Source organism: Olsenella sp. oral taxon 809 str. F0356 (assembly GCF_000233535.1).
Taxonomy (GTDB): Bacteria; Actinomycetota; Coriobacteriia; order Coriobacteriales; family Atopobiaceae; genus Olsenella_I; species Olsenella_I phocaeensis.
This window is the reverse complement of record NZ_JH376563.1, coordinates 50,749-70,825: the sequence shown is the minus strand read 5'-3', so window position 1 is coordinate 70,825 and position 20,077 is coordinate 50,749. Positions and strand designations below refer to the sequence as shown.

Here is a 20,077-nt window from a genome sequence, read left to right as displayed (position 1 = left end):
TCACGCAACGTCGCGACTACGCCCAATGCATCATGCAACATCGCGACTACGCCTAACGCGTCTCGATATTGCTCGAAGGCGTCCAATGCGTGCGGGGCGGCTGCGTTTGCCCAGTTGGTGACTATCGATAAGACGCGTCTGGCGTAGTCGGGACAAATCGACACGTATTGGGCGTACTTGTGAGGGGCTGGCGCGCGTCGGACGTTGTCGACGCGGGTTGACGCGTGCTTGGCGTAGTCGAAACGATTGCCGGGCCGTTCGTCGCCGCGAAGGCGTCCAATGCGTCGGGGCCCATCACGACTACGTCCGACGCGTCACGCAACATCGCGACTACGTCCAACGCGTTTTTTCGCCGCGCGCCAACTGGGCAAACGTCAAACGTGAGGCTCTCAGACGCGTTGGACATAGTGGCGGTAGTTCGGCACGCGTTGGGCGTAGTGGTGGCAATTCGGTACGTATTCGACGTGGTCGGCGCAAGGCGAGAGGCGCGTCGGACGTAGTCGAGAAAAGGCGCACGTGCCGGACGTAATGGCGGCAATTTGGCACGCGTACGGCGTATTCGACGCCAGGGCGCACGTGCCGGGTGTGGTCGACGAAAGTTTCCGGACGGTGAAGCCTGTCTTCCCGCCGCTTTATCGTGATAAAGTACCTCTCGACAAAAGCACTTTACTCGGATAAAGCGCAGGGGAGAGGACCCACATCCCTGCCAGAAGGGGGACGCCATGGCAGCACGGACGCCCCGGGGGTTCCGCGACATCCTGCCCGCCGAGGCGACGGTGCGCGAGAGGATCCGCGCGCGGGTGGCAGACCTCTTCCGGTCGCATGGCTACCTCCCGGTCGAGACCCCGCTGCTCGAGGAGCGGACGGAGCTCGAGCGCGGGGGAAGGATTCGCAACTCTCCCTTCCAGCTCATCGACGCGGACGGCAGCCTCATGGTGCTGCGGCCCGACCTCACGCTCCCCATCGCCCGCCTGGTCTCGGCCCGCGTGCCGGACGGCGGGCTGCCGCTGCGCCTGCGCTACGCCGCGCCCCTGGTGCGTGAGGAGTCCGAGCTCGGGGGCAGGCCCCGCCAGCTCACCCAACTGGGGGTGGAGCTCTTCGACCTCGAGGGCGCCCGCCCCGAGCTCGAGCTCGTCCTGCTCCTGGCAGAGGTCCTCGACGCGCTGGGGGTTCCCGCCTGGCACGTGGCCTGCGGCTCGGTGCGCCCGCTGCAGGCGTTGCTGGCCCGGCGCTCGCCCTCCGAGGAGGTGACCGCTCGCGTGCTCGAGCTCGTCCATGCCTCGGACCTCGTGGGCCTGGACGAGTATCTGGACGGGCTCGCGCTCGAGCCCTCGCTCGACCGCGCCCTGCGCGAGCTCCCGCGGCTGACGGGCGACGCCTCGGTGGTGGCGCGCGTGGACGAGCTCCTGGCGGCGGCGGGGGTCCCCGAGGGCGAGAGGGGCACGGGGGAGCTTGCGGCGATGGCCGAGGGCCTGCACGAGCTCCTGGGGTCCGGGCAGGTCGCCTTCGACTTCTCCATCCTCAACTCCTTCGACTACTACACGGGCATCGTGTTCCGCTGCTACTCGGAGCTGGGCTCGGACGCGCTCGCCTCGGGCGGCCGCTACGACGCTGTCCTGCGCAACCTCGGCCGACCCAACGTCCTGGCCTGCGGGTTCGCGCTCTCGCTCGAGGCGCTGCAGGAGGTCCTGGGGCAGCGGGGCGGCTCGGGTGGCGTGGCAAGCGCGAGCAGCAGCGCCGAGCGTCCGCTCAGGATCGCCGTCCCCAAGGGGAGCCTCTTCGCCCCCACGGTCAGGATGCTGGAGGCGGCGGGGCTGCCGGTGGGGGAGCTGCGCGAGCCGGGGCGCAGGCTGGTGATCTCCGCGGACGGGGTGGAGTACGTGATCGTGCGCGCGCAGGACGCCCCGACCTTCGTGGGCAACGGCGGGGCCGACTGCGGCATCTGCGGCAACGACTCGATCATCGAGGCGGGCGAGGAGCTGGTCCAGCTTGTGGGCCTGGGCTATGGCGCCTGCCGCTTCGTCGTGGCGGAGCCGGCGAGCCGGCGCGGTGCCGCCGAGGAGGCCTACGGCTGGCGAGGTAGCGTGCGCGTGGCGACCAAGTACCCGCGCATCACCCGGCGCTACTACGAGTCCATCGGGCAGCAGGTGGACATCGTGCAGCTGCACGGCAACATTGAGCTGGGGCCCATCGTGGGGATGAGCGACCGCATCGTGGACATCACCGCGACGGGGGAGACCCTGGCGCAGAACGACCTCGTGGTGGTGGACGAGGTCATGGAGTGCGCCGCCCGCTTCTTCGCGGGGTCGGCGGCCTACAGGTCGGACTCCCGGGTCCGCGCCCTCGCGCGGAGGCTCCTGGATGTATCGGCGTCAGGAGAGGGGAGCAGCCGATGAGGACCATAAGGCTCGAGGGGGCGTCGCGCCTCACGCGCAAGGACCTGCAGAGGGCGGGGGCGCTGCCCCGCGAGGTCATGGAGGCCGCCGAGGCCATCGTGGACGACGTCCGCGAGCGCGGTGACGAGGCCGTGCGCGAGTACTGCCTGCGCTTCGACGGCGCTTGTCCCAGCGCCTTCCGCGTGCCGGACGAGCTGGTGCGGGACAGCCTGGGGCACGTCGACGCCGGCTTCCTCGCCGCCCTCAGAAAGGCGCACGACCAGATCCTGGACTTCCACCAGCGCGAGCGCGAGCAGTCATGGTTCACCACCCGTCCCGACGGCAGCATCCTGGGCGTCAGGCTGACGCCCGTCCCCTCGGTCGCGGTCTACGTGCCGGGAGGGCGCGCGCAGTACCCCTCGACGGTGCTCATGGACGCCATCCCCGCCAAGGTGGCCGGCGTGCCCCGCGTCGTCATGGTCACGCCGCCGCAGAGGGACGGGTCACTCTCGCCCTACACGCTCGCCGCGGCAGCCGTCGCGGGTGTCGACGAGGTCTATGCCGTGGGTGGGGCGCAGGCGGTCGCCGCCGTCGCGTATGGCACCGAGTCCATTCCTCGCGTGGCCAAGGTCGTGGGGCCGGGCAACGCCTACGTGGCGGCGGCCAAGCGCTACGTGATGGGGGACGTGGGCATAGACATGGTCGCCGGACCCTCCGAGGTCTGCGTGCTGGCCGACTCGTCCGCAGACCCCGCCATCGTCGCCGCGGACCTCATGGCCCAGGCCGAGCACGACCCCATGGCCGCCTGCTACCTGGTGACCGACGACGCCGGCCTGCCCGAGCGCGTGCTCGCCGCGGTGGAGCTCCTGGTGGCGCAGTCCCCGCGCGAGGAGATTACCCGCAGCTCGCTGGACGGGCGCGGGCTCTGCGTGGTCTGCGACGGCCTTGACGCCGCCCTGGACGCGGTTGACCTCATCGCGCCGGAGCATCTCGAGCTGCACTGCCGGGACGCCTTCTCGCTCCTGGGGCGGGTGCACAACGCCGGCGCCATCTTCGTGGGCCCCTGGAGCTCCGAGCCTCTGGGAGACTACGTCGCCGGGCCCAACCACACGCTTCCCACCGGAGGCACCGCGCTCTTCTCCAACCCCCTGGGCGTCTACGACTTCCAGAAGCGCTCCTCGGTCATCGCCTACACGCCCGAGGGCCTCGCGGCAGACGGACCCGCCGTGCAGGAGCTGGCCCAGGCGGAGGGCCTCTGGGCGCACGCGCTCAGCGTTGGCCTGAGGCGGAGGCTGCTCGAGGGGGGCGGCCAGAATTTCGCCGATGTAACGGCTGCCTGCGAGGACGCCATGTCCACCGCCTGGCCGCGTAAGCTCGATGTGCCCGCTCCCGTCCTGCTCCCTGGCTTCGGTGGCGCGGGCCCCGACGACTGACGAAGCACGGGAGGTGACGGCATGGCTGCCATCGACGACGCCCTCAGGTCCGCGCTCAGGCCCTCGGCCGCGGCGCTCGAGCCCTATGACCCCGCCTTCGCGCCGGTCCGCGTCAACCTCTCCGCAAACGAGAACGGCCTCGGTCTCCCTCCTGGCGTGGCCGCAGAGCTGGGACAGGCGCTCGCCCGCACGGCGACCAACCGCTATCCCCGGCCCCTGAGCGACGAGCTGAGGCAGGAGATAGCGCTCTGGCACGGCGTGGCGCCCGAGCGCGTCTGCGTGGGCAACGGGGGGGACGAGCTCCTCTTCAACCTCTTCGTGGCCTTCGGCGGCGCCGGGCGCACCCTCGTGGACTGCCCTCCGTCCTTCTCGGTCTACCGCCTCTATGCGGAGCTTGCCGAGACCGAGGTCGTCGACGTGCCGCGGGACCCCGCGGACTTCTCCCTCGACGAGGCGGCTCTGGTCGACGCCGCCCGCGGAGCGAGCGTGGTGGTGGTCACCTCTCCCAACAACCCCACGGGAAACCTGGCCCGACCCGGATTGGTGCGCGAGCTCTGCGGCGCCTGCCCTGGCCTGGTGCTGGCGGACGAGGCCTACATGGAGTTCGCCGACGCGGGACAGAGCTCGGAGCCGCTCCTGGGCGAGTTCGACAACCTCGTCGTCCTGCACACCTTCTCGAAGGCCTTCGCGCTCGCGGGTGCCCGCGTGGGCTACGTCCTTGCGTCGCCGGGCGTGGTCGCGGCGCTCAACGCGGTGCGCCAGCCCTATTCCGTGAACGTGCTCTCGCAGGCAGCTGCCCTGGTCTGCGTCAGGAGGAGGGACGAGTTCGCCCCGTCCGTGGAGCTGATCCGCCGCGAGCGCGCCCGTGTGCTCGACGGGCTGCGCCGCCTCGCGGGCCGCGGCGTCGAGGTCTGGCCCAGCCAGGGCAACTTCCTGCTCCTGCGCGTCCCGTCGGCGCACGTGCTCTGGGAGCGGCTGCGAGACGAGCGCTCCGTGCTCGTCCGTGACTTCTCGCGGGCGCCCGGCCTTGCCGACTGCCTGCGGGCGACCATAGGGACGCCCGAGGAGAACGACGCCTTCCTGCAGGCGATGGGGGAGCTTCTCCCCTAGACACACCCAAGGAGGAACGATGGAGAGACGTGCCAGCGTGTCCCGCAGCACGGGCGAGACGAAGATCCAGGTCGAGCTGGACCTGGACGGGACGGGGGAGTGCGACGTCCGGACAGGCGTCGGCTTCTTCGACCACATGCTCTGTGCCCTGGGCAGGCACTCCCTCGTCGACCTGCGCGTGAGGGCGGAGGGCGACAGCTGGGTGGACGACCACCACACGGTGGAGGACGTGGGCATCGTGCTGGGGAGGGCCATCTCGGAGGCCCTGGGGGACAAGGCGGGCGTCCGTCGCTTCGGTGACGCCCTGGTGCCCATGGACGAGTCCCTGGTCCTCGCCGCCATCGACCTCAGCGGCAGGGGGGAGCTTTACTGGGAGCTTCCCATTCCTGCGCAGAAGGTGGGGAGCTTCGACACGGAGCTGGGCCAGGAATTCTTCGTGGGCCTCGCCCGTGAGGCCGGCATGACCCTGCACCTGAGGGAGCTTGCCGGCAGCAATGCCCACCACCTGCTCGAGTGCTGCTTCAAGGCCTTCGCCCGCGCCCTGCGCGCCGCGGTCGAGCCCGACCCTCGCGTCGAGGGCATCCCCTCCACCAAGGGGAGCCTCTGATGCCCGGCGGAGAGGGTCGCATCGTCGTGGTTGACTACCACAAGGGCAACCTCCGCAGCGTGGAGCGGGCGCTCGCCGAGGTGGGCGCCTCGGTCGTGGTGAGCGACGAGGCGCGCGACGTGGACGGCGCCGCCGGCGTGGTGCTGCCCGGGGTGGGCGCCTTCGAGGACGCCATGAGTCAGCTGCTCGCCAGCGGGCAGGCCCAGTCCATCGTGGCGGCCATCGGTCGCGGCGTGCCCTTCCTGGGCATCTGCCTGGGCATGCAGCTGCTCTTCTCGCGAGGGAGCGAGAGGAGGGATGGACCCTCCAGCTGGGGCGGTGAGTGGGTCCCCGGCCTGGGCGTGCTCGAGGGCTCGGTGATCCGCCTGGAGTCCAAGCGCCTCAAGGTGCCCCACGTGGGCTGGGACCAGGCGCACTTCAGCGAGCTGGGGCGGGCCTGCCCGCTCCTGGCAGACGTGCCCGAGGGGGCGAACTTCTACTTCACGCACTCGTATGCGCTGGCAGATGACGTGGACGAGGGCATCGTGGTGACGCGCACCCACTACGCGCGCAGCTTCGTTTCGGGGGTGTGGTCGGACAACGTCTTTGGCCTGCAGTTCCATCCCGAGAAGTCCTCGCGGGCGGGCCGTGCGCTGCTCGCGAACTTCGTGAGCGTCGTACGAGGATAGGGGAGCTGGCATGATTCTCTTCCCAGCCATAGACCTCGTGGGCGGCAGGGTCGTGCGCCTGCAGCGGGGCGAGCGCTCGCGCATGGACGTCTACTCCGACGACCCCGTCGCCGTCGCGTGCGACTTCGCGGCGCGTGGCGCCCGCTGGGTCCACGTGGTGGACCTCTCCGCCGCATTCCAGGAGGGGGAGGACGCGCTCGAGGCGAACCGCCGGGCCATCGAGGGCATCTGCGGCGTCGAGGGCATACGGGTGGACGCGGGCGGGGGCGTGAGGTCCCTCGCCGACCTGGAGCGCCTGGCCTCCGCCGGCGCGAGCCGCGTCGCCCTGGGCACGGCCCTGGTGCGCGACCCCGACTTCGCCCGACAGGCTGCCCGCGACTTCGCCGAGCTGGTGGTCGCGGACGTCGCGGCGCGCGACGGCATGGTGCGCGTCAACGGCTGGCGTGACGGCGCGGGCATGCCCCTGGACGCGCTCCTGGCCGAGCTCGCGGACCTGGGATACCGCCGCCTGGTGCTCACCGACGTGGCGCGCGACGGCATGCAGACCGGCATCGACGTGGGGCTCTACCGTCACGCCGGCGAGCTCGTCGGGTTCCCCGTCGTGGCCTCGGGAGGGATTGCAGGTCTGGACGACCTGCGTGCGCTCGCGGACGCGGGTGGTGACGTGGTGGAGGGCGCCATCGTCGGCCGCGCCCTCTACGAGGGAAGCTTTACGCTGGAGGAGGCCCTGGCGGTCGCGTGCCCGGGCCCCTCTCGCCAGAACGAGGACGGAGGCCCGGCATGCTGACCAAGAGGGTCATCCCCTGCCTGGACGTGAAGGACGGGCGCGTCGTGAAGGGCGTCAACTTCGTGGGGCTGCGCGACGCCGGCGACCCCGTGGAGCTGGCGCGCGCTTACGACCGCGAGGGCGCCGACGAGGTGGTCTTCCTGGACATCACGGCCACCTCGGACGACCGCTCTACCACCGTGGGCCTTGCCGCCCGCGCGGCCGAGGAGCTGCGCATCCCCTATGCCGTGGGCGGGGGCTTCCGGGACGTCGCGGGCATGAGGCGGATGATCGCCGCGGGGGCCGACAAGGTCTCGGTCAACTCCGCGGCCGTGCGCGACCCCGGGCTGGTCTCGGCCGCCGCCTCGGCCTTTGGCAGCCAGGCGGTGGTATGCGCCATCGACGCCCGACGTCGGGGCAGCCTGGACCGCTGGGAGGTCTATGTGGCGGGCGGGCGCGCGGCGACGGGGCTCGACGCCATCGAGTGGGCGCGCGAGGTGGAGCGCCGCGGCGCGGGAGAGATCCTGCTCACGAGCATGGACCGGGACGGTACAAAGGAGGGCTTCGACCTGGCTCTTACGCGCGCCGTGGCCCGTGCCGTGCGGATTCCCGTCATAGCCTCCGGCGGTGTGGGCAGCCTGGAGCACTTCGCCGAGGGCGTCATCGAGGGGGAGGCCGACGCCGTGCTGGCGGCGAGCGTCTTCCACTTCGGGACCTACAGCATCCGGCAGGTCAAGGAGTACATGGCAGCCCAGGGCATCCCCGTGCGCCTGGACTTCTAGGGAGGAGGGAGGCGCCTCTCCCCAGGCCCTCCTCGGGCCGGACGCCGTCGGGGCGAACTTGTCGCGTGGCTACCGTTCAGGACTCGCTTGAGATTGCAGAATCTTGCGAACTCGGGCGAGTTCTGAACGATTGGCCAACTCATGCAGGCCCTTCTAGCTGCCACCCAAGGCCACGTTGGCCGAAACGACCCTCCGCGCCCTTGTTGGTGGTGGTCCCCCCGCCTATCGTGACGGCACCTTGAGGCCCGACACGAGGAGGGGAGAGGGACGAGCGTCTACGTGAGCCACCATAGCGCCCTGTGGTTCTGGGCCGAGCATGCCGCCCGGGGCAGAAGGCCGCCGTCACGTTGCACCAGGGGGCTTGAGGACGCCCGTGTCGGGTCAGCGACGCTCGAATCGCTGCGGAATCTGGGAATCTTGCGACGAGGGCGCCCGGTCGACCTTCTCGTCGCGTCACAGGGCCAGCGCCGAAACGGCTCCGGCGTTCGTTGCCATTGCCTGTCGGGCGAGCTGCCGCGCCGGAGCTTCTCCGAGCTCGCCCCGAACGTCTACGTCTGCGTCCCCGAGCTCTGCTTCCTGCAGCTTGCGGGGAGCCATTCTCCCGTCGACCTCCTGCGGCTGGGCATGGAGCTGTGCGGGCACTACTCCCTGGCGGAGGGCCGCCGTGGCTTCCTGGACAGGCCCCCTCTCTGCTCGAGGGCTGGCCTGCTCGCCTATCTGGACGCGGTGCATGCAACGCGCGGCGTCGCCAAGGCCCGGTGCACGGCGGGGCTCGTCATCGACGGTTCCGCCTCGCCCATGGAAAGCTCCCTGGCGCTGCTCCTGTGCCTCCCGACCCGCTGGGGAGGCTACGGGCTGCCCCGCCCCATCCTCAACGGCCAGCTGACGCTGAGCCCCGGCGCCGCACGGATCGGGGCCAGCTGCGCTGCTCCCCCGACCTTTCGTGGCCTCAGAGGCGGGTCGCCATGGAATATCTTGGCAGGGAGTACCACGGGGAGTTTGGGCGTGACCTGTCGAGGGTCCTTGGCCTCAGGCGCGACGGCTGGCGAGTCGAGCTCGTGGGGATTGGCCAGCTTAGAAACCAGGCGGCTGCGACCGAGCTCGCAAGGAGGCTGAATCGTCACCTACGCGGGCGCGACCTGGTGCTGCCCCCTTCCAAGGAGGGCAATAGGACCCTGCTCAGGGAGTCGCTGCTTCCCTTCGGACATGTATGGGACGACGAGGGGAATGCGATGCCCTCCCTTCGACCCAGCTGGGTTCTTCCCGCATCAGGCTCTCTCTAGATGCCCCAACCGTTCAGGACTCGCCCGAGTTCGCAAGATCCTGCCGGCTCGGGCGCGTTCTGAACGATGCGCCGCCTAGGAAGACCCTCCGGCCAGTTTGAGCTCCAGCCGGCCCTGACCCAGCCGCGCTCGCAGGGGACTCCCGAGCTCGTCCCGCTCCTCGGGGAAGTCCGCCCGGAAGTGGCTCCCGCGGCTCTCGGCGCGTTCCAGCATCATGCGGGCCATGACCTCGGCGCAGAGGAGCTCCGCGCGAACCTGGGCGGTCTGGGCCATGCGACGCGCGTCAACGGACGCGGTCGAGGTCACCGCGAGCTCCCCGCGCAACCCTCCCAGCGCGTGCAGCACGTGTCCCAGGCCATGGGCGTCGCGGGGGAAGAGGCAGCCCTCGGCCATGACCTGTCGCAGCTCCCGCGCCGCCTTGGGCGCCAGGGGAGAGGAGCTCGACCTCAGCTCCAGCGCCTCGCCCGCACCAGCCGCCGCCACGCGCTCGCTGCCCAGGGCCCGCCGTGCGGCGCCCGCGCCCGCCGCCTGTCCGAACACGAGGCAGCTCGCGCTCGCCAGGCCGCCGATGCGGTCGGCGCCGTGCATGCCCCCGGCGCACTCGCCGCAGGCAAAGAGGCCCGGCACGCCCACGACCCCCGCGTCCGTCCCGATCAGGATCCCGCCATTGCTCGCCTGTGCGGCCAGCCCCACGCGGAGCTCGTCCCCGCGCGCCACGCCACGGCCCTCGAGCCAGGAGAAGAACGACTCGACGAACTCGGGCAGAGGGTCGGGAAGTCCCTCGTAGCGAAGCCCTGCCCCCTGGGGCGAGGCGAGGGCGAGGTCCACGTCGTGGTCACCAACGCGCGCGCTGGTGGGGCCGTGCCCCGCGCGCAGCTCGAGGAGCCGTTTCCAGTCGTCGGGTCTCCTGCGCTCGAGCTCGTCGACGCGGGCCCAGCGGAAGCTCTTCTCGTTGAAGACCACGTCCCTCACGGGCGAGACGATCGTGGGCATGACCTGGAGGAACTCAAGGTTGGTGAGGGTGGCGCCGTGCCTCAGCGCCAGGGCGTGGCCCGTGCCGTCCGTCCCGGCTCCCGCGAGGGAGCCCGCGAAGAGGCCGGCGCAGCCGCCCGTGGCGAGCACCACGGAGGGGGCGTGGACGCAGAAGGCACGGCCGTCCCTGGTGTCGAAGAGCAGGACCCCGGCGATGCCAGCCCCCGCGCCCGGCGTCGTGTCGGTCGCCTCCGGTGCCATGGCGTCCAGGTCGACGCGCCGCTGGCCCTCCTCGACGAGCTCCACGAGCTCGCAGTGGGGGAGGAGCCCCACGCCGAGCCGCGCGAGCTCCCTGCCCACGGCCTCGCGGTAGGGCGCGCGCTCCAGGCCGCGCCAGAGCCTGCGGTGGCTGTCGAAGCAGGGGACGTACTCCCGCTCGCCGGCGTCCGCGGGCCGTCGCAGCGCCACCCCCTGGGACTCGAGCCTCTCGACGGCGTCGGGGATGCCCGCCGCCAGGGCGCGCGCGAGCACCGGGTCCGCCATGCCCTGGCCCAGCTCGCGGATGGCGCGGGCCAGGTCGTCCACGTCATCCGCGCCGTCCGGCCCCACGAGGCCCACGCCCCAGGTGCTCCCGGCAAAGCTCGAGCCAGAGAAGGTCGGCCCGGCGCAGGCCAGGGTCACGCGGCCCCCCTCCCTCGCTGCGGCGACCGCGGCCTGGGTCCCCGCGATGCCCCCACCCACGACCAGCACGTCGCAGCTTGCCTCGGCCTCGATCCTCATGGGGCTCCTTTCCACTGCGTTACCCCTTGCTCCCGTCGGCTGCAAGTGTAATAGAGTGACCCAGGCGGGCGTCGGCACCGGGACGTGCCGCCGCCGCGCAGGAGCGACATGACGCCAGGGAGGAACGATGGACGAGGAATCGCAGACCTATGCGGGCGAGAGGGTCGAGCTCCGCAACCTGGACGAGCTCGACATCGCCTTCGACGAGCGCGGCCTCGTGCCGGCCGTGGTGCAGCAGGCGGGCAGCGGGGAGCTCCTCATGCTCGCCTGGATGAGCAGAGAGTCCCTGGAGCTCACGCTGGGGACGGGCACCAGCTGGTTCTGGAGCAGGTCTCGCCAGGAGCTCTGGAACAAGGGAGCCACCAGCGGAAACGTCCAGAAGGTCCGTCGCGTCCTGGTCGACTGCGACGCGGACGCCCTGCTCCTTGAGGTCGACTCCCCTGGCCCGGCCTGCCACACCGGCCACCGGAGCTGCTTCTTCCGCGCCATCGCCCCGATGGGCGCGTCCGCGTGGGAGGGCGACGACGGCAGGCACGATGCGGGCGATTCCCATCCGTCCGACGGGGAGGACTGAGCAATGGGCGAGAGAACCGCGAACGTCCGGGCAGCGGACATCGGCCAGACCCTGGAGTCGCTTGCCCGCACGCTCCACGGCCGTTGGGAGAGCGACCCCGAGGAGTCCTACACGGCGCGGTTGCTCACCGGCCAGGAAGACGAGCTGCTGAAGAAGCTCGCCGAGGAGGCCAGCGAGGTGATCATGGCCTGCAAGGACGACGACCACGACCACATCCGCTACGAGGCAGGCGACCTCGTCTACCACCTGCTGGTCACGCTCGAGCGCTATGGCGTGGGGCTGGGCGAGCTCGCGGGCGAGCTCGAGGCCCGCAAGCGCTAGCGCCGGCTTCGCGTCCCCCACCTTACTTTGGCTGGATGTTGACTCTTTGTAGTCGGTCGCGACCACGAACTGACGTCGTGCGAGTTGCGTTAACCTAACCCGATAACCATGGCGACCGGACCCTCCGGTCGCGGGCGCGCTCCTCGCGTCCGGCAGCAGGGCGTGGCTCCCGTTCCCGCAAGGGGATAGACTGGTCGCGACTGCTGCCCTCAACGCACGTCCAACGCACCAGAGACAGTATTGCGAGGAAACAGATGACGGAAAAGACACGCGCTGTCGTCAGGTCGGGGGTCGCCCTGAGCCTCTCCCTCACCCTGGCACTCTCCGCAGTCCCGACCCACGCCTTCGCGGCGGACACCGCCGCCCAGACCCAGACCGAGCTCGACTCCGCCCGCGCGCGCCTGGACGAGCTCCAGGACCAGTGCGCCACGGCATTCTCGCAGCTCGAGGACGCCCAGGCCTCGCTGGAGGACACCCGTGCGGCAATGAGCGAGACCCAGTCGCAGATCGACGCAAAGGAGCAGGAGCTCGGCGTAGCGCGCGGCACCCTCTCGCAGACCATGGCGGCCAACTACAAGAGCGGCGTCGACTTCCTCTCGTTCGTGCTCGGCTCCAACGACTTCCAGGACCTCGTCTCGCGCGTGTACTACGCCAACAAGGTCTCGGCCAGCCAGACCGACGCCATCAACGCGGTGAGGACCATCCAGGGCGAGCTGCAGGGGCAGAAGGACCGCCTCCAGGAGGAGGAGAGCCAGCAGGAGGAGCTGCTCAGCCAGTCCGAGCAGAGCTTCAGCCAGATCCAGAGCCTCCAGTCGCAGCAGCAGGAGTACGTGAACGGGCTCTCCGAGGAGGTCCAGCGCCAGCTCGCCGCAGAGCGCGAGGCCGCGGAGAAGGCCGCTGCCGAGAAGGCTGCCGCCGAGGCCGCCGCGCGTGCTGCGCAGGATGCCCAGCAGGGTGAGAGCGGCGGACAGTCCGATGCCCAGGCAGGTGGGCAGACGGGCGCAAACGGCCAGTCGGGCGAGTCGAACCAGGGCGAGGCCCAGGGCCAGGGCGACACCAGCCATGACTCGAACGCCGGGTCCGGCCAGGATGCCGGCACGGGCTCCAACTCCAGTTCCAACAGCGCTCCCGCGCCCGCCCCGCAGGTCGACGAGTCGTACGGCTCGGGCATCTCGGCCGTCATCGCCGCGGCGCGCTCGCAGCTGGGCGTGAGCTATTCCTGGGCGGGCAACGCCATCGCCAACCAGGAGTTCGACTGCTCCGGCATCGTGTGGTGGGCCTACCGGCAGGCCGGCTACAGCATCCCCCGCGGCCAGCGCATGTCAAACGGCTACAACAACTCGATGATCGGCTGGGTGCTCCAGAGGGGCGGCTTCACCACCAACCAGGCCAACCTCAAGGCGGGGGACCTCATGTTCTGGGGCGGGGGCACCGGATCCACGATCCACGTGGGCCTCTGCATCGGCAACGGGCAGATGATCCACTCCAACTACGGTGGCGTCGAGGTCACGAGCGTCTACTACTCCGCCGGCAGCTTCGTGGGCGGCGGCCCGATCGTCTAGCCTGCGGGCAGCGACGGCCGTCACGGGCAAACGACTTGTCACGGGGAGGCTTCGCTTCGGCGGGGCCTCCCCTTCTTCTTCCGGGTGGCTGGCCATGGTGCGACGGCCTGCCTCCGTGTCGCCTGCGGCTGGGCCAGCACCATCTTCTAGCCGTCTTGAGCTACCACGTACCGCTTGGCTCGCGGAACCGCCCGGCCGCACGACCCGCCGCGGGGACCAGTCCGGGGGGCCACCGTCCATGGGATAATCGGCCCAGAGGCCGACACCGCAAGCGCAGGCGGCGCCAGCTCCTAGGCGACCGTGGGACTCGTGCCCCCATGGGCCCGCCCATCGCGCTGTCGACCCGCAGGTATGGGGTTCCCGACGGATGGGAGGTTGGAAGATGAACGCCGCGTCAATCCGCACGTCCCTGGCAAGGAGGCTGGGTGCCCTCGTCGTTCTCGTCGCGCTCGTCGCCCTCGTGGGCTGTGGCGCATCGAAGGGCATGGGGACGGTGGCGCCCTCCAAGGACCCCAAGGCGGACTTCCTGGGCACCTGGACCGCCGTCTCGGTCAGCGACAAGGACCTGGGTGACCTCACGCTCGAGGACATGACCGGGTTGGGGATCTACTTCCGCATCACGCTCGTCGAGGACGGCACGGGGACGATCGACCTCGCCGGAGACGTCGAGGACCTCAAGTGGAGCCTCAAGGACGACACGACCGTGCTCATCAACGACAGCGAGACTGCGGCGAGCAGCCTCGAGCTCAAGGACGGCAAGCTCGTGGGCGACGAGGACGGCACCAAGATGGTGTTCGAGAAGGGCGACCTCGTCAAGGAGGACATGCCGAAGGGCGGCGGAAGCACGGACGACAAGGCAAGCGAGGCCGTGGACTACCTCATCGCAGACGACGAGCTCGCCACCATCCGCATGACCGAGGTCTTCGTCGACTTTACGGGCGACCCCGGCTTCGTGGTCAACTTCAAGAACAACTCAGACAAGAGCCTCAGGATCTGGTCGCAGTCCGAGAGCTTCTCCATCAACGGGGAGATGCGCGAGCCCATCGGCCTCTTCGAGCTGACAAAGCCGGGGACCTACGTCGACTGCAAGGCCTTCTATGATGGCGCCGAGGTTGGCCACGAGCTCGCCTCCCTCAAGGACATCAGCGGCAAGATCGAGCTCATGGACGAGGACTACGACGTCCTGCGCACCTACGACTTCAGCTACAGCTACGGCGCGAAGGGCTAGGGCGTCAGCCGCCTGCCCTAGGGGCGGGCGGGAGAGGCCTCCGTCCGTGGTCGGGACGTCGCTGCGGGGCGGAGGCCAGGCGGGGCGGCGGGAGCGGGTCTCTCGCCGCCCCTACATGCCGATGTCGCCGCCTCGCTCGCGCGCCCAGAGGTAGAGGTCGACGCAGCGCTGCGCCAGCACGTCGAGGGAGTCGTAGAGCCAGGTGGGGCGCTCTGCCAGGTCCTGGTAGATGACAGAGAGCTCGGTGCAGCCCACCACGACGGCGTCGCAGCCCTCCTGGCGCAGCTCCTCGGCAATGGCGCAGAGCTCGCCCGGGTCGTAGGGCGCGTTTGCCTTGACCCCGTCGTAGATCAGCGACATGATCCTGCGCTGCGTCTGGGCCCTGGGCACCACGCCGACGAGCCCGCGCTCTGCGAGGTAGCCCTGGAAGACGCCGGACTGGACCGTCCCGTCGGTCGCCATGAGGCCCACCCTGCCGCCACGACCCACGTCGAGGGCTATGTGCTTGGCGGTCTCCTCCATGATGTTGAGGACGGGGACGTCCACCGCGTCGCTGATCGCGTCATAGAAGTAGTGTGCCGTGTTGCAGGCGATGGCCAGGTAGTCGGCACCGGCGTCCTCGAGCCAGCGGGCCACCTTGCGCATCTCGGGCTGGGGGTCGGGGCGCGAGTGGTCCAGGATGTAGGCGGTGCGGTCGGGGATCTGCGGGTCGTTGAAGACGATCATGGGGATATTGTCCTGGTCGGTCGCCGCAGGGGTCTTCTTGATGATGGCCTCCATGAAGTAGGCGGTGGCGAGGGGTCCCACCCCGCCGATGATCCCCAGGATTGGCTTGTTCACGAAGGCTCCTCCCCGGCGCGCACGCGCCTCTCGCCCATCCGGACGATTGTAGGCGAGTGGGAGGGAGTTCTGTTCCTACGGTGCACTGTCCCTGCCCCCTTCGCAGCCTGCCTACAATATGCGGAGGCCCGCGCCACGCGGGCGGGCAGGGTCGGGCGGCTGGCAGGCGGGTGGCATGGCGCCGCCTGGGCAGGGCCGAGGCACAAGCACGAGAGACGGGTGCGCGCGATGGCGGAGCAGGCTGTGGAGGGTGGCAGGTCAGCAATGGGGGAGAGGGGCGCCGCTTCCTTCGTGCCCATCCTCCTGGGAACCGAGATCGGGTCCTACGGCATGGCGCGCGCCTTCTGGGAGCGCTACGGCGTGGCCAGCGTCTGCTACGGCAGCTTCCCCCTCACCCCCACGCGCGACTCGAAGTTCATCGAGCAGCGCTGTGACGCCGACTTCCTCGACCCCGCGCGCTTCGTCGAGCTCCTCAACGGGGACGCCGACGGCTTCAGGGACACGATCCCCCTGGTCATACCCTGCGGCGACGACTACTCGCTGCTCCTCTCCAACCACAAGGCCGAGCTGGACCCGGTCTATCGCTGCGTCTGCTCCGGGCCGGGCGTCCTCGACGAGCTCAACGACAAGGCGCGCTTCTACGCCCTCTGCGAGCGCGCCGGCGTGCCCTACCCCCGCACGGTCACCATCGGTCCCGGGGACGAAGGCAGGCTGCCCGAGCTTCCCTTCGGATTTCCCGTGGCGCTCAAGCCCACCGACGCCGCGTCGTGGCGCGACCACCCCTTCCAGGGGCAGAAGAAGGCCTTCGTCCTGGACGACGGGGAGATGCTGGCCAAGACCATACGACGCGCCTACGCCTCGGGCTACCAGGGGCAGCTCGTGATCCAGGACTTCATCCCCGGCGACGACGGCAACATGCGGGTCATGAACGGCTACGTGCGCCAGGACGGCTCCATATCGCTCCTCTCGCTGGGCCACCCCGTGCTCGAGGACTGCGCTCCCATGCGCATCGGCAACTATGCGGCCATCGTCTCGTACGCGGACGAGGGCATCTATGCCTCCGTCGAGCGGCTGATGGGCCACATCGACTACTTCGGCTACTTCAACATCGACATGAAGTACGACGAGCGCGACGGCAGCTGCAAGCTCCTTGACTTCAACCCCCGCCAGGGGAGGAGCAGCTTCTTCACCACGCTGGCCGGCTACAACCTCGCCGAGCACGTGGTGGCGGACGTCGTCGAGGGCAGGCGCGGGCCCGCGGTCCACGCCACCAACGAGTTCCTCTGGGTGGGCGTGCCCCGCTCCATCGTGCGCCGCTACGCCGCGAAGGGGCCGGGCCGCGACCGCGCGCTCGAGCTCATGCGCCAGGGCAGGGTGGGCACCACGCTCTTCGGGGCGCACGACGACAGCCCCCGGAGGCTCTGGAACATGGCTAAGCTCTGGGCGCATTACTATCTGGACTTCAAGAGGCACTTCGGGCACCGAGAGCTCGAGGACTAGGCGAGAGGGGCATACATGGCGGACTCGTCGCTCGAGCTGAGGCGCGCGCTCGCGCGGCGCAGCGGCACCTCCGAGGACGACTGGTTCCTCACCTACCGGGCGCGGCACGGCATGCTCGTGGCCTTCCGCGAGCTCGCACGGCTGCGGGGCGCGGGCGAGGTCGTGACGCAGCTCCTGACCTGCTGCACCGCCGTCGACCCCATCGTCGAGGCCGGGCTCGCCCCGCGCTACGCGGACGTCTCGGCGTCGAGCCTGGCGCTCGACGCCTCCCGGCTCGGACTCGGCCCGAGCTCGCGGGCCGTGGTCCTTCAGCACAGCTTCGGGATCTTCGAGCCAGCGGGCGACCTCGCCCTGAGGGAGGCCGCGGACGCGGCGGGGGCGCTTCTCGTCGAGGACTGCGCCCACTGCGTGGGGAGGCTCGCGCGCGACGGCGAGGGACGACCGCTCGCCGACGTCTCCGTCCACTCCTTCGGGGTGGAGAAGATGCTCCCCACCCACTTCGGCGGGGCGGTGTACGTGAGCCCCCGGATGGCGGACTCCGGGCTCAGGGCCGCCCTGGTGGAGGCTCTGGGCTCGCTTCCCCCCATCGACCCCGTGCTCGAGGAGGCCGCCAAGGGCTATCGCAGCCGCATCCGCGTGCTCAACCACCTGCCCGCCGGTCCCCGCCGCGCCCTTCGCGCGCGCTGGGAGGCCCGAGGAAGCTTCGACGCCGCGATATCACCCGAGGAGCAGAGGGGCCACGTCTCGCACGAGCCCTGCCAGCCTGGCGAGTGGATAGCCTCCCGGGCCCTGGAGGCCCTGGAGGGGCTCGACGCCCAGGAGGCCCTGCGACGAGAGGCCGTGACGGAGTACGTGCGCTCCCTTGCCGACACGGGAGTCGCCCTGCCCGCCGCCGTGTGCGCAGGTCCCGCCCAGCCGCTGCTGCGCCTCCCCGTCTTCCTGGCCGACTCCGGGCGCTCCGAGGCTCTCCTCGCCAGCGTGCGCGCGGCGGGGCACTATGCCGTGCCCTGGTACCGCCCGCTCCTCTTCCCCGGCGTCGAGGACCCTGCTGCATATGGCTTCGACGGCGGCATGGAGGGGCTCCCCGTGACCGAGCGCCTCTCGCGCGGGCCGGTGGCGCTTCCCTGCGACGTCACGCCCGAGCAGGCACGCCAGCTCGCGACCCTCGCGGCAGAGGCGGTCCGCTAGCATGGCCGCGCGTGGGGGCAAAAGGCCGGGCGAGGGGGAGCCTCTCGCCACAGACCGCTCCGAGGGCGGCAGGCCCAGCATCGCCGAGCAGGTGGAGCTCGTCCCCACCGACCCCGGCTGCTACCTCTGGAAGGACGGCAAGGGCGAGGTCATCTACGTGGGCAAGGCCAAGAACCTCCGCGCCCGCATGCGCCAGTATGTGACCCTCCAGGACGACCGCGCGAAGATCCCCCTCATGATGCAGGTGGTGCGCAGCTTCGACTACGTGGTCGTGGGCTCCGAGCACGAGGCGCTGGTGCTGGAGCGCAACCTCATCGCCCAGTACCACCCCTACTTCAACGTCGACTTCAAGGACGACAAGAGCTATCCCTACATAGCCATCACCGAGTCGGACGTATACCCGGCCATCAAGTACACCCGCGAGCGCCACCGCAAGGGGACCCGCTACTTCGGTCCCTACACCGACGCCCAGGCCGCCCGCGAGACCATCGACACCCTGCGCAAGGTGCTCCCCATCTGCTCCGCCAACTGCGCGGAGTGGAAGAGGGCGCGTCGCTACCTCCAGAGCCACCCCGACGACGTGGCCGTGGCCAACATGGTCCTGGCCGAGCGCGGCCGCCCCTGCTTCGACTACCACGTGGGTCGCGGGCCCGGCGTCTGCTGCGGCGCCATCACCACCGTGGACTACGCACGTCACGTGAGCCAGGTGGAGAGCTTCCTCTCGGGGAGGCGACGACAGGTGGTGGAGGAGCTCGAGGAACAGATGCGCGATGCGGCGGCCGAGCTCGAGTTCGAGCGCGCCTCCCGCATCAAGCGGCGCCTCGACGTCATAGGCGGGCTGGACGACCGCCAGGAGGTCATGTTCTCGAGCGACGTGAGCCTCGACCTCATCGGCTTCTACCGCGAGGAGACGATCAGCTGCGCCTGCGTCTTCGTCGTGCGGGAGGGGCGCACGATCCGCACCAGCGAGTTCATCCTCAACAAGGGCATGGACGTGGACGAGCAGGAGCTCGCCGCCGGCTTCCTCAAGCGCTACTACGACGAGACCGCCGACGTGCCCCAGGAGGTCGACCTCGCCTGCGAGCTGCCCGACGCGCAGCTCCTGGGCGAGTGGCTCAGCGCGAAGCGCGGGAGGCTCTGCCGCTTGCACCGCCCCCAGCGAGGCGAGAAGAGCCACCTCCTCCAGATGGCGGAGAGGAACGCCCGCCACGCCCTCATGCGCTACATGGTGCGCACGGGGTACGCCGACGAGCGCACCAACCAGGCCCTCCTCCAGCTCGAGAGCGCGCTCGCCCTGGAGCGACCGCCGATGCGCATAGAGTGCTTCGACATCTCGACCCTGCACGGGGCCTTCACCGTGGCGTCCATGGTGGTCTTCACCAACGGCCGGCCCGACAAGGGCCAGTACCGTCGCTTCAAGATCCGCGCCGAGCTCGACGAGGCCAACGACTTCGCAAGCATGGAGGAGGTGCTGGGCAGGCGCTACAGCCCCAAGAACATGGGGGACGAGCGCTTCGCCGCGGCGCCTCCCGACCTCCTCGTGGTGGACGGCGGCAAGCCCCAGCTCTCCGCCGCGATTCACCAGCTCGAGGAGCTGGGGCTCGACATCCCGGTCTGCGGCCTGGCCAAGTCGGACGAGGAGGTCTTCGTCCCCTGGGACGACACGCCGGTGGTGCTGCCCTCGGGCTCTCCCTCGCTCTACCTCATCAAGCAGGTGAGGGACGAGAGCCACCGCTTCGCCATCACCTTCCACCGGGAACTGCGCACCAGGGCGCAGTCCGTCTCGGTGCTGGACGACGTCGAGGGCGTGGGGCCCAAGCGCAAGCGGGCCATCCTACGTCGCTTCGGCTCCCTCAAGGGCCTGCGCGCCGCGAGCGTCGACCAGGTCGCCGAGGTCGAGGGCCTTCCCCGCTCCGTGGCCGAGGAGGTCTGGCAGACGGTGCACGCCTGGGAGGGGGAGGGCGCGTCCCTCTCGCCCGAGACGGAGGCGGATGCCGGGGGAGCCCCTGGTCCCAGTTCGCCTTCCGGCGGAGAGGGGCGAGGGGACGGGTCGGAGTAGCCCACGCCCGAAGCCCCTGCCACCCCGTC

The 20,077-nt window shown here is 70.3% G+C and carries 17 protein-coding genes; 15 read left to right on the top strand and 2 right to left on the bottom strand.

Annotated elements, in window-relative coordinates:
- The first annotated feature begins 722 nt into the window (after positions 1 to 722).
- The 8 genes from hisG to HMPREF1008_RS00315 all read left to right on the top strand — a co-directional run bounded on the left by hisG (position 723) and on the right by HMPREF1008_RS00315 (position 9,024).
- Complete coding sequence (gene hisG / locus HMPREF1008_RS00355) at positions 723 to 2,396, top strand: ATP phosphoribosyltransferase (RefSeq protein WP_009277854.1); 1,674 nt, start codon at positions 723 to 725, stop codon at positions 2,394 to 2,396.
- The gene (gene hisD, locus HMPREF1008_RS00350; RefSeq protein ID WP_009277853.1) at positions 2,393 to 3,808 is read left to right on the top strand and encodes a histidinol dehydrogenase; all 1,416 of its coding nucleotides are present in this window, start codon (positions 2,393 to 2,395) and stop codon (positions 3,806 to 3,808) included. The genes hisG and hisD overlap by 4 nt, the downstream gene beginning before the upstream one ends.
- 21 nt (positions 3,809 to 3,829) lie before the next feature.
- Positions 3,830 to 4,918: a histidinol-phosphate transaminase gene (gene hisC / locus HMPREF1008_RS00345; RefSeq protein ID WP_009277852.1), complete on the top strand. Its 1,089-nt coding sequence runs from the start codon at positions 3,830 to 3,832 to the stop codon at positions 4,916 to 4,918.
- 19 nt (positions 4,919 to 4,937) lie between these two features.
- A complete protein-coding gene (hisB, locus tag HMPREF1008_RS00340) occupies positions 4,938 to 5,525 on the top strand; it encodes an imidazoleglycerol-phosphate dehydratase HisB (protein ID WP_009277851.1) in 588 nt (195 codons plus the stop codon).
- Positions 5,525 to 6,193, top strand: coding sequence for an imidazole glycerol phosphate synthase subunit HisH (gene hisH / locus HMPREF1008_RS00335; RefSeq protein WP_009277850.1), 669 nt, complete (start codon positions 5,525 to 5,527; stop codon positions 6,191 to 6,193). Before hisB ends, hisH begins: the two co-directional genes overlap by 1 nt.
- A gap of 10 nt (positions 6,194 to 6,203) precedes the next feature.
- Complete coding sequence (locus tag HMPREF1008_RS00330; RefSeq protein WP_009277849.1) at positions 6,204 to 6,980, top strand: HisA/HisF-related TIM barrel protein; 777 nt, start codon at positions 6,204 to 6,206, stop codon at positions 6,978 to 6,980.
- A complete protein-coding gene (hisF, locus tag HMPREF1008_RS00325) occupies positions 6,974 to 7,741 on the top strand; it encodes an imidazole glycerol phosphate synthase subunit HisF (RefSeq protein WP_009277848.1) in 768 nt (255 codons plus the stop codon). Before HMPREF1008_RS00330 ends, hisF begins: the two co-directional genes overlap by 7 nt.
- A gap of 965 nt (positions 7,742 to 8,706) precedes the next feature.
- Positions 8,707 to 9,024 carry a hypothetical protein gene (locus HMPREF1008_RS00315; protein WP_009277847.1) on the top strand — a complete coding sequence of 106 codons (318 nt, stop codon included), beginning with the start codon at positions 8,707 to 8,709 and terminating at the stop codon, positions 9,022 to 9,024.
- A gap of 75 nt (positions 9,025 to 9,099) precedes the next feature.
- Here HMPREF1008_RS00315 and HMPREF1008_RS00310 read toward each other — a convergent pair whose 3' ends face one another.
- Complete coding sequence (locus HMPREF1008_RS00310; RefSeq protein WP_009277846.1) at positions 9,100 to 10,776, bottom strand: FAD-binding protein; 1,677 nt, start codon at positions 10,774 to 10,776, stop codon at positions 9,100 to 9,102.
- 127 nt (positions 10,777 to 10,903) lie between these two features.
- Here HMPREF1008_RS00310 and hisI point away from each other — a divergent pair, with 127 nt between their 5' ends.
- The 4 genes from hisI to HMPREF1008_RS00290 all read left to right on the top strand — a co-directional run bounded on the left by hisI (position 10,904) and on the right by HMPREF1008_RS00290 (position 14,461).
- Positions 10,904 to 11,350 (top strand): phosphoribosyl-AMP cyclohydrolase, encoded by a 447-nt coding sequence (hisI, locus tag HMPREF1008_RS00305; RefSeq protein WP_009277845.1) that lies wholly within the window; start codon positions 10,904 to 10,906, stop codon positions 11,348 to 11,350.
- A gap of 3 nt (positions 11,351 to 11,353) precedes the next feature.
- On the top strand, positions 11,354 to 11,671 hold the full coding sequence (gene hisE, locus HMPREF1008_RS00300) for a phosphoribosyl-ATP diphosphatase (RefSeq protein WP_009277844.1): 318 nt from the start codon (positions 11,354 to 11,356) through the stop codon (positions 11,669 to 11,671).
- 254 nt (positions 11,672 to 11,925) lie between these two features.
- The gene (locus HMPREF1008_RS00295; RefSeq protein ID WP_009277843.1) at positions 11,926 to 13,233 is read left to right on the top strand and encodes an NlpC/P60 family protein; all 1,308 of its coding nucleotides are present in this window, start codon (positions 11,926 to 11,928) and stop codon (positions 13,231 to 13,233) included.
- 382 nt (positions 13,234 to 13,615) lie between these two features.
- Positions 13,616 to 14,461, top strand: a complete 846-nt coding sequence (locus HMPREF1008_RS00290) for a hypothetical protein (protein WP_009277842.1) — start codon at positions 13,616 to 13,618, stop codon at positions 14,459 to 14,461.
- A gap of 111 nt (positions 14,462 to 14,572) precedes the next feature.
- Here the strand turns inward: HMPREF1008_RS00290 and HMPREF1008_RS00285 are convergent, their stop codons facing one another.
- Positions 14,573 to 15,301, bottom strand: a complete 729-nt coding sequence (locus HMPREF1008_RS00285; RefSeq protein WP_009277841.1) for an aspartate/glutamate racemase family protein — start codon at positions 15,299 to 15,301, stop codon at positions 14,573 to 14,575.
- 228 nt (positions 15,302 to 15,529) lie between these two features.
- On the opposite strand from HMPREF1008_RS00285, the gene HMPREF1008_RS00280 reads away from it, so the two are divergent.
- From HMPREF1008_RS00280 to uvrC, 3 genes are read left to right on the top strand one after another with little or no spacing between them, the layout of a single operon-like run.
- Complete coding sequence (locus tag HMPREF1008_RS00280; RefSeq protein ID WP_198003123.1) at positions 15,530 to 16,801, top strand: hypothetical protein; 1,272 nt, start codon at positions 15,530 to 15,532, stop codon at positions 16,799 to 16,801.
- Between the two features lie 15 nt (positions 16,802 to 16,816).
- Positions 16,817 to 17,989 (top strand): DegT/DnrJ/EryC1/StrS family aminotransferase, encoded by a 1,173-nt coding sequence (locus HMPREF1008_RS00275; protein ID WP_009277839.1) that lies wholly within the window; start codon positions 16,817 to 16,819, stop codon positions 17,987 to 17,989.
- Position 17,990: 1 nt separating this feature from the next.
- Positions 17,991 to 20,048, top strand: coding sequence for an excinuclease ABC subunit UvrC (gene uvrC, locus HMPREF1008_RS00270; protein ID WP_009277838.1), 2,058 nt, complete (start codon positions 17,991 to 17,993; stop codon positions 20,046 to 20,048).
- Positions 20,049 to 20,077 lie beyond the last annotated feature (29 nt).